11 protein-coding genes are annotated in these 8,599 nt (G+C 41.4%); 2 read left to right on the top strand and 9 right to left on the bottom strand.

Features of this window, described 5'->3' with window-relative positions:
* Positions 1–1,033 (bottom strand): thiol-activated cytolysin family protein (locus tag J6O61_RS07905; protein WP_292211662.1); only part of this gene is annotated, 1,033 nt, incomplete at its 3' end.
* A 615-nt stretch (positions 1,034–1,648) separates the two neighbouring features.
* Here J6O61_RS07905 and J6O61_RS07900 point away from each other — a divergent pair.
* Positions 1,649–1,852, top strand: coding sequence for a helix-turn-helix domain-containing protein (locus J6O61_RS07900; protein ID WP_292211660.1), 204 nt, complete (start codon positions 1,649–1,651; stop codon positions 1,850–1,852).
* Positions 1,853–1,993: 141 nt separating this feature from the next.
* Here J6O61_RS07900 and J6O61_RS07895 read toward each other — a convergent pair whose 3' ends face one another.
* From J6O61_RS07895 to J6O61_RS07880, 4 genes are all read right to left on the bottom strand, one after another.
* A complete protein-coding gene (locus tag J6O61_RS07895; RefSeq protein ID WP_292211658.1) occupies positions 1,994–2,629 on the bottom strand; it encodes a hypothetical protein in 636 nt (211 codons plus the stop codon).
* A 234-nt stretch (positions 2,630–2,863) separates the two neighbouring features.
* A complete protein-coding gene (locus tag J6O61_RS07890) occupies positions 2,864–3,343 on the bottom strand; it encodes a hypothetical protein (protein ID WP_292211656.1) in 480 nt (159 codons plus the stop codon).
* A gap of 55 nt (positions 3,344–3,398) precedes the next feature.
* The gene (locus J6O61_RS07885; RefSeq protein WP_292211653.1) at positions 3,399–3,635 is read right to left on the bottom strand and encodes a hypothetical protein; all 237 of its coding nucleotides are present in this window, start codon (positions 3,633–3,635) and stop codon (positions 3,399–3,401) included.
* Between the two features lie 272 nt (positions 3,636–3,907).
* Entirely contained in the window at positions 3,908–4,327 is a 420-nt protein-coding gene (locus J6O61_RS07880; RefSeq protein ID WP_292211651.1) for a hypothetical protein, read from the bottom strand.
* A 201-nt stretch (positions 4,328–4,528) separates the two neighbouring features.
* Here J6O61_RS07880 and J6O61_RS07875 point away from each other — a divergent pair, with 201 nt between their 5' ends.
* Positions 4,529–4,753 carry a hypothetical protein gene (locus J6O61_RS07875; protein WP_292211649.1) on the top strand — a complete coding sequence of 75 codons (225 nt, stop codon included), beginning with the start codon at positions 4,529–4,531 and terminating at the stop codon, positions 4,751–4,753.
* A gap of 192 nt (positions 4,754–4,945) precedes the next feature.
* Here the strand turns inward: J6O61_RS07875 and J6O61_RS07870 are convergent, their stop codons facing one another.
* The 4 genes from J6O61_RS07870 to J6O61_RS07855 all read right to left on the bottom strand — a co-directional run bounded on the left by J6O61_RS07870 (position 4,946) and on the right by J6O61_RS07855 (position 8,551).
* Complete coding sequence (locus tag J6O61_RS07870; RefSeq protein ID WP_292211646.1) at positions 4,946–5,488, bottom strand: hypothetical protein; 543 nt, start codon at positions 5,486–5,488, stop codon at positions 4,946–4,948.
* Between the two features lie 5 nt (positions 5,489–5,493).
* Positions 5,494–5,955: a hypothetical protein gene (locus tag J6O61_RS07865; RefSeq protein WP_292211645.1), complete on the bottom strand. Its 462-nt coding sequence runs from the start codon at positions 5,953–5,955 to the stop codon at positions 5,494–5,496.
* Between the two features lie 72 nt (positions 5,956–6,027).
* Positions 6,028–8,139: a DNA topoisomerase gene (locus J6O61_RS07860; protein ID WP_292211642.1), complete on the bottom strand. Its 2,112-nt coding sequence runs from the start codon at positions 8,137–8,139 to the stop codon at positions 6,028–6,030.
* Between the two features lie 16 nt (positions 8,140–8,155).
* Entirely contained in the window at positions 8,156–8,551 is a 396-nt protein-coding gene (locus J6O61_RS07855; RefSeq protein ID WP_292211639.1) for a hypothetical protein, read from the bottom strand.
* Between the last annotated feature and the right edge of the window lie 48 nt (positions 8,552–8,599).

Here is an 8,599-nt window from a genome sequence, read left to right as displayed (position 1 = left end):
GAGTTCCGTCATCAATGAAGTTCGTGGTGTAACTGATCGGGCAGACAGCGGAATCCTTATCAAAGTTCATGTCCTTGGCAATGATCCTGTTGACCTCAGCAATGTCGTGTGAGTCTTTCAGAATCTGTGCCGCGGTTTCAGCCGTGCCTCCATAGACAAACACGTTAAAGGTGGTATTCTCCATAATGTGCTTGTACTCGTTCTTGTTTTCAATGCCTGTTCCGCTGATAGAGGCGTTCCATGCGGCTTCCACTTTATCCGTCACATTACTCGTAGTAAGCTTTACAACGATCATTCGTCCGAAGTCTACGCTGGTGATAAGAGCATCTGCAGGATTTTTCTCATCAATGCAGTTTTCCATAAGGTCTTCGGGGGTCACCTCATCTTTGAAAAGCGAAGACGCTGTAAGCGGTTCGACTCTTGCGGTATAATAAATCTGATTAAAGCAGATGAGCATTTCTTTCTGCTTGCCTTCTGAATACGCCTTGAAATCCACGCCAAACAGCTTGTCCGCGCGCTTGATACCGAGCTTTGCTTCAATCTGCCTTGAATCATATACGAACGCATTCCTATAAGACATCTTCGCAGCTGCTTTATGTCCATCCTCAAACCATTTCTGAACCATCGCATTTACCGCTGCCATTACCCTATGACGGTTTGGCTTATTTACGACCACAGGTTCATTCGTATTTCCATTAATATCAAGGCCTACCGTTATCGGCTTTCTCGGAAGATCCTCCCCGGATATACCATTGGGTCTTCCATCCACCAATGCAGAATCTGCATGTACAATGGCGCCGGGATAGACGCTGTTAAGGTTTCCACTGATTGCAGACAGATCTGCCGTCTGATCTTCAGCACTTTCCTTGATGCGGCTTATGATGATAAAACTGTTATCGTCCCCTTCCCTGACGCTCGGTTTGATATCAAGTTGCGGGTCCGTGCCCTTGTCAACCAGAATTTTGGACTTATCTGGTGCAAGATCCTTCAGATATTTTTCAAGTATACGCTTGTTATTCGTTACTGTTTCCATATTATGACGCTCCTTTCCATATTGTACTGATATTGATATAATGCTGGTATCGCTGAGATACTTTCTAATATATGACAGTCTGCTGTAAAACTCCTGTTCAATAGATTTTTTCCGAGACAGACTTGACACATTTTCAAGCCACTGATTTTGCTCATATTATCAATATACAGCCTGCATGTTTATGATGAGCAGGCTGTATATTTGTTTTCTTGTCATATACCACAATGGGCTTCCTATTGTTTCCGGGGAAAAGCCGAATCCCTATGTTCCACTGATTTAGCCAGTTTGCTTGGATTCATCAGCCTTTTGTAAAGGCTTCAAGACATCCTAAATATCATTGAACGGATTGTTTTAGGCCATAGCCCCAGCATCCTCAATCCTTAAAAGGGAGCATCTCTTTCGTGCATCGCAGAATCCCCTTTCCGCACCTGCAACCCGGTGCTGTGTATTCAACATAAAAAGCCGGTATTGTTTGTTGCACTCTAACTGTATCAATATTCAACAAGTTTTCTAATTACCATATATGAAAGCATTTTTTCTTTTTCATATGTGGTAATTATCAAGCGAGTTTCCTTCACACACGATGAAACAAAAAAACGCAGGAGGGAACTCGATATGATATCTTTTGAGCCGATGAGGAAATTCATGAAAGAAAAAGGAATCACCCAGTACCAGCTATTGAAGGACGGAGTCTTGCTCCCGGCACACGTGACACGGCTGTCATACAACCATAATTTCACATTGAAATTCATAGATAAGCTCTGCCGTGAGCTGGATTGCCAGCCTGGGGATTTGATAGAGTATGTTGGGGATGAGTGAAGAGTGGATATGGTTCTAAAATGTTTGATGAAGGAAAGTAGAAATAATTATAGAAATGTACATAACAAGACAGCTATGACATTTGATTATTCAATATCATAGCTGCCTTTGTTATAACAATCAAATGGGCAGTTTTTAAATTTAGTGACCAAATTTTATAATTGTGTTTAAGAAATCACAGCTGGTAGTTCCCACCCAATTTCTAATATTGCCACCTGCACTCACATCTACACCATCAGCCGGATCAATAATGCGCATAATAACATGACCCTCTGCATCTAACTCGTTTGATCCATATGCGAAGATATAGTGTTGAGGCATCTCATTTTGGTTATCACCCATCAACAGAATCGCTTTTTCTCCAGTTTTTAAATCATCTATTTTGCTTATTTTAGTTATGTTTCCAATACTTCCAAGCTTTTTAACAATACTATCCTTTGACGTATAAATAATGGCTTTTGTTCCCTGTTCTCGCCTAATACTTGATAAATTCAAATCCTCACACATTTTTGCAGGGGATGAATAATTTCTTACTATATTCCAATCAATCTGCAATTTTTGTAAATCAGGTAGAATTTTCATATTATCTATATCCGCCTTAGTAAACCAGATTCTACTATATATCACCTGAATAAAACTATCTGCTTTATCATTATTATAAGGTATTCCCTGCTCTTCGGCATCTTTCCATTCCCAATATGCTATTGCATACGCTCCACACCTGTAATCAGTTTTTTTAGTCTCGTACTCTTTATCTTTTTGGCTATAATATACCATAGCATTCTCCTTATTTACGATATTATTCCTGCTCTTTATGTTGTATCCACATTATACTTACTGCCTCCTCTAATTTTAATTACCAGAAATGAAACAAAAAATCTCCGATAGCCATTCAGCGGTTCAAATCCTAACCAAAGAACAGATAACGGAGAAGTATTAATTTTCAAGGCAGTTGTCAATCAATACAGAAATAATTATCATGGATGCAAAACAGCTGCCCTGTGTTCCCGCTCACACTTCGACCTCCACGGTCACGCCAGCCTTGAAGATAACCTCATAGCCGTCATCCTTCACGACCACATTATCCAGGTAGCGGATGACCAGGTCGTTGTTGAAGGCTTCTATCCGCCCATTTTCGTCCAGCACCTCCTCCGGCACCGTGTACCTCGTGCGGCTGAAGAAGTCATCGTAGTCACGGCAGGCTCCGGTTTCTTCCACCTCCGGCTCTTCTTCCCTCGCCATCCACTCCGGCAGGCTGTTTTTGACCATCTCGTCCACCAACTCCAGCAGGAGCCTGATCTGCACCTCCGTGTTTGCGTGCTCCGCCCGCTCGGCGTAGAGTCCATCCTTTTGCCGCCTGATCTCCACAATCTGGCTTCGCAGGAAAGCCGTCTCATCCATCTCGCTGGTGATGACCTGTGTGCTGCCAACCTCGTCAACCACGGTTGTGTTCATCGGCTCCTCGTCTTCCGGCACAGCCTCCGCTAGCACCTCAAGCCGCTCCTCCAGCCTGTCCTACTGTCCGTCCACAATCTGAACCCACGTATCATTCCTTCTTTTCCTCCGGCTCTTTATCCCATAATAGTTCTTTCATCCTATCATGGATCACGCCCAACATCGTAGCACATGACTTCACTGCCAGCTGGTCTTCGCCAAGCGTGTCCTGATCCATCCCAAGGGCTATGACATCCAGATTACACCTTAGGCACTCCAGCTTGTAGATCTCACTGTCAAGCTCCAGTCTGTTTTTAAAATCCGCCATTATGGTCCCTCCTATCTGCATTTTCCTTTGGTTGCATCTAAAGTATAAGACCGCAGAACCCTCTGGTCACTGAGATTACAATCCCATGATTTTTGCGAATGCGTTCGCAATTTTCACACCTGTTTTAAATGCCACTTGGGAACGACGTAAAATAACAAAAATACGACCACAAAAATGCAGGAACGAAGCCACTTTCAGCAGCCTCGTTCCTGCCACACTTATCGAATACTGATTCTTGTTGATCTACTGCACGTTCTCCCACTCGGCATGATCAAAAACTTACTGTGATGATATTATACTGGCGCAAAATCCCTGTAATCTCTCCAATGGAAATACAAAATGAGCAGAAAGCTGCATACACCGATGAAGATTCCCCATATAAGATCGTAGGATTTCCAGCCCTTGCAGCATTCTAATATGAAATCAGTCCATACATAAGACATCAGAAGTGCCGATATGGCAAATCCATACTTGGTATGCATGATCCACATAAGTCCTATAAAGATTCCTGCAAATATCAGAATAATGAATACAGGATGCAGGGAGCCGTGGAATACCTTGTCTTTTATGGCAAATCCCAGGACCAGAGTTAATATGAAGCTGTCTATGACTGTTATGCAGTGGCATATAAGAGGCCAGACCAGCTTGAAAAACAATAATAATAGGATAAGATTGGCGATGAGACCGCCGATATTAGCACACATTTCATCCATAATAGTTTACCGCCTTACCTGTTGTTTATATGAACCATATACGCTTACAGGGGTATTATAGCACCGGGGCGGATCTCTCTACTATGTGCAGTATCACTAAATATATGGTTCATATATTAGTAAAAAATATATGATTCATATAACCATATCTGTATTATAGTAGGAGTATAGATACTGTTTTCTGTATGTGAGGACTGCGTTATGGCAAAGAAAAACGAGAAAAAAGAGACTTCTGATGCTCAGAAAAAAGCAATGAAGAAATATGATAATAAGTTTGATACCATGACAATCAGGTTCCCTAAAGGAACTATAGAGCTTCTACATGAGCATGGCGTGGAGTCAATAAATGCCTATGTTAACAAGCTCATTGAAGCAGAAATGATAAAAAAAGTTGAGGATCCTGCCAATAAGAAGGATAAAGAATAGTTATTCTTTCTTTTCAGACATCATCCGAGCAAGGCGCTTGATTATATTTTTGTCGTGAGTAGAAAGCTTATGGTAATTCGCGATCAGCTCACGATCATCCATAGTTAACCAGTTTGCCAATTCTTCTGCATCAATCTCAGAAGCAGCGCAATCATTTATGCTGTCAGCATGAGAAATGCGTACCAGGTTATCTTATTGCGCCTTGGGCTTTTTATCATCAAGATATTTCTGATATTCTCTGAGTTTACTCATCACAGATTCCCTGTTATTAGGATTTTTACCGGAAGGTCTCCTTTTCGCGGGACGTTTAGGCTCTTTCTTTGGAGAGGTAGCGATATTACTCGTATTGTTGTCCTTTAGCGCTGTCTGCATAGATTGTGAAGTATTGCCCTTATCTCCAGCGTTCTGATTCTTTTTCGCTTCAGATTCTTCTTCATTATGCTGCTGTATCTTACCATTCTCCTTGGCAAATTCTTTCATGAGAAGGTCTCTGCTAATGCTATCCCGTACTCGTTCATATCTGGCAATCTGAGTTATTACACCAAAATCCTTGAACGCACTGGCTTGTTTATATAGAACAAGACCTTCACTATCAGTAAGAACTTTCATGGCTCTTGTGCCATAGGTTTCAGATTCCCATAATAGAAATCCCTTTTCATTTTTCTGTACGGCTCTCCAGGTACCGCCACAGCCATTAAGTCTTATTCCAAAGGATCCACATGTATATACTGGCATGTTTCTCACCTCACATAGCTTGGATCATGAGATTTTTCAAGTTCACGCTGCTGTCTTTCCTGTTCTCTTTGCTGCACGATCTCTTTCTTTTTCTCCAGAGCTTCAAGTACAGATGGTCGCTTATTAGAAGAATTCATAGGATTGTTGGGTGAATGAGATTCCTTACCGGATTCCAGTGCTCTTTTTTCTTCATCAGAATCAACCAGACCATCAACCATATCGAGATTTGATGGAATGTTAATTATGCCATTTAACATATCATATCCTGGTTCTGCGTCCTGCTCTGCCATGTAGGTATAGTCTTTTTCTTTCATGATTTCCTGCTCCAGTTTTTGTTTTTTAATTGTCAGGTCCACCTGAGCATCATGTTTTTTAGCTGATTTCTCTGAGTTGTCGTGCATAACCGTATCTGTTCCGAGAAAATTGCTATACTGACTTCTTACGATCCCTGATTCATCCTTACTCATGTTTATACTCTCCCTCCGACATTCCTTTTTTAGTCACCTATGGCATTTGATTACACTTGATATTATTTGTTATTATGTTTTCCCGAACTCCAGCTTATAATTCACAAATGTACCTGTATCCTCATAAGCTATAAATGCATCGAATTTTGAATCTTTTTTCTTGCTGTATAGTCCTTTGACGAAGACTTTTTTATTCTCAAGCATCTTCTGGGCTCTTGTTGCCGTGATGCTTACCTTCATGGACTCTAAGAGCTTAGTTGACTTCCATAAAGCAAATCCGCACTCTTTTCCCTCGCTACAATAGAAATTGAGCTTTCCCTCATAGACCGGAGATCCGCACCTGGGGCATATGCCTATATTTTTCTTTTCAGTTATGGAAGCTGCAAATTTACTGTCTAATTGCGTATTACTGCCGATAATCTCATCAATGATCTTCTTGGTAGATTCCAAAATGCTGATATAGGACAAGGTTCCTAACTGTACATCATGGATCTGTCGCTGGAGCTCAACAGTTTTAGCAGGTGAAAGGTCGATATGTAGCTGCTTCATTGCATCAACAAGAAGATGACCTTTTTCAAGAGAGCTGTAGGTGCCATCTTTTAAAGCTATATATTTCTCTTTAATACATTTATCCAAGGTTGCTGCTCTTGTTGCTTCCGTACAGATAGTTGCATCCGCGAGGATATCCTTCCACTCTTCATCGGAATATACCTTCTTTTTTAGGTCCTCTTCTCCTCTCATGGGTGCTTTCATCCATGCATTTAAGGACTCTACAGTATATCGCTTGGGTGGTGTGGTTTCTTTTTCTACTGGTTTAAAGCTTATTTGGATCCTATCGCTCTTATTTACAGCTGGGAGAACCTTATCTTTCTTTGAGGGTTCCTCAAATACTGTCCATCCGGGCTGTACCATTATGTTTCCCTGTATGCTGAATGTCTCATCAGCACATGAAATCTCTATTGTTGTTTTGTTTACAAGATAATCTTCACTACAGAACACAGCACAGAAGCGGTTTTTGATTGCTTCATATACTTCTTTTTCCGTATCTGACAGGGCATCCGGTATCTTTTCTGTCGGAGTAAGGGCGCTGTGAGATTCTACCTTGGAATTGTCGTATATATTCTTATTTCCAGGCTTGTTCTCAATTCCGGATATTCCTGAAGCTGTAAGTGCATGGATGATCTGATCTGCCTTTGCTGTTTCTGTTTCCGCAAGGAAATTGGATGATGTCCTTGGGTATGTCACGAAGCCTTTTTCATACAGAGACTGGACTGTATCTAAGACGTTCTGTGGAGACATTTTCTTATTCATTTTGCAGATATATGACTGCAAATCGCTTTGGGAGAACAATCTAGGCGATTTTATCTTTGATATCTTGGTGGTGATATCAGATACAACAGCTCCTGCAGCGTTATATTTGTCGCAAAGTGCCTGTGCCAGTTTTGCGTCCTGAATGGCAAATTTCTGTTTAGATTTAAGGACAAATGGGGAGTTTTCATCTCCGGATTCTACAGCCAGGTATTTCTGCGGAACGAAGTTCTTGATCTCGTTATCACGCTGGACTATCTTGGATACTATTGGGCACATGCATCTCCCGATATTGAGCTTGGTCCCTGCCTTTAAAGTGGCATATCTTGATAGATTGATTCCAAAGAGCCAGTCTACAAAGGCTCTGGCACGTCCTGCATTATCATATCCATCATATTCGCTGTCCGGTCTTGCATCCCTGACAGCTTCTCTTATTGCTTCCGGTGTAAGTGCTGGGAGCCATAACCTTAGAATCTTCTTACCAGTGATATGGTGCTGAACAAACTCATTTCTGACTATTACTTCCCCTTCTCTGTCGGCATCACCACTGGCATAGATGGTATCTACATCGGATCTTTTCATGAGCTGATACAGTATCTTATCCTGCTTCTTGTTGCCGGGATCTGAGATGAAATACTCAAATTTCCAATTCTCTGGGTAGAATGGCAATGCCTCAAGAGACCATTTCGCCTTATCACCGTGTTTGAAGTTGGAATCCAAATACATTTCCAGGTCCTTTAAGCCCCAGAGATGTCCAAAACACCATGAAACTATATATCCGTTACCTTCCATGTAGCCATCATATTTATTGGTAGCGCCAAGTGCGGAAGCCACGGTTCTTCCCATACTGGGTTTTTCACAAATTATTAGGTTCATTCCTCACCAACTCCTCTTATTCATATAGAACTTGTAATTCAATTCCGGTAGTATCGTTTGCAAAGGTAATCGTTACATCATCGCTCTTATTTACTACGATTTCCCTTGTCTCAGCTCCATCAACGAATGCTCTATCTGAGAGCTTTAGCCTTACACTCTCATCCGATAAATCACAGGCTTTTATGCTTATCCTGTAGAGAAGGTTTCTGTATATGGTTTTGTTTTCTGATAGCTTTACATTCTTAAGTATCCTCAGCTCACTGTAGTCCATACCAGCTATGCCGCCATGGTATTCTCTTTCATGGATTGTGAGCTCTGATGATGTTTTCGCTTCTGCAAATGTAATCCTAAAATATGCTCCTGCTATTACAGCTATGATCAACAGCAGTACAATCATCTTCTTTTTCTTCATGTAGTACCCCATTTTCTGTTTATTTCACAGAGAGTATCTGTAATCGCT

The organism is Butyrivibrio sp., from assembly GCF_017635265.1.
Lineage (GTDB): Bacteria > Bacillota > Clostridia > Lachnospirales > Lachnospiraceae > Butyrivibrio.
This window is presented reverse-complemented; position numbering and strand designations above follow the sequence as displayed.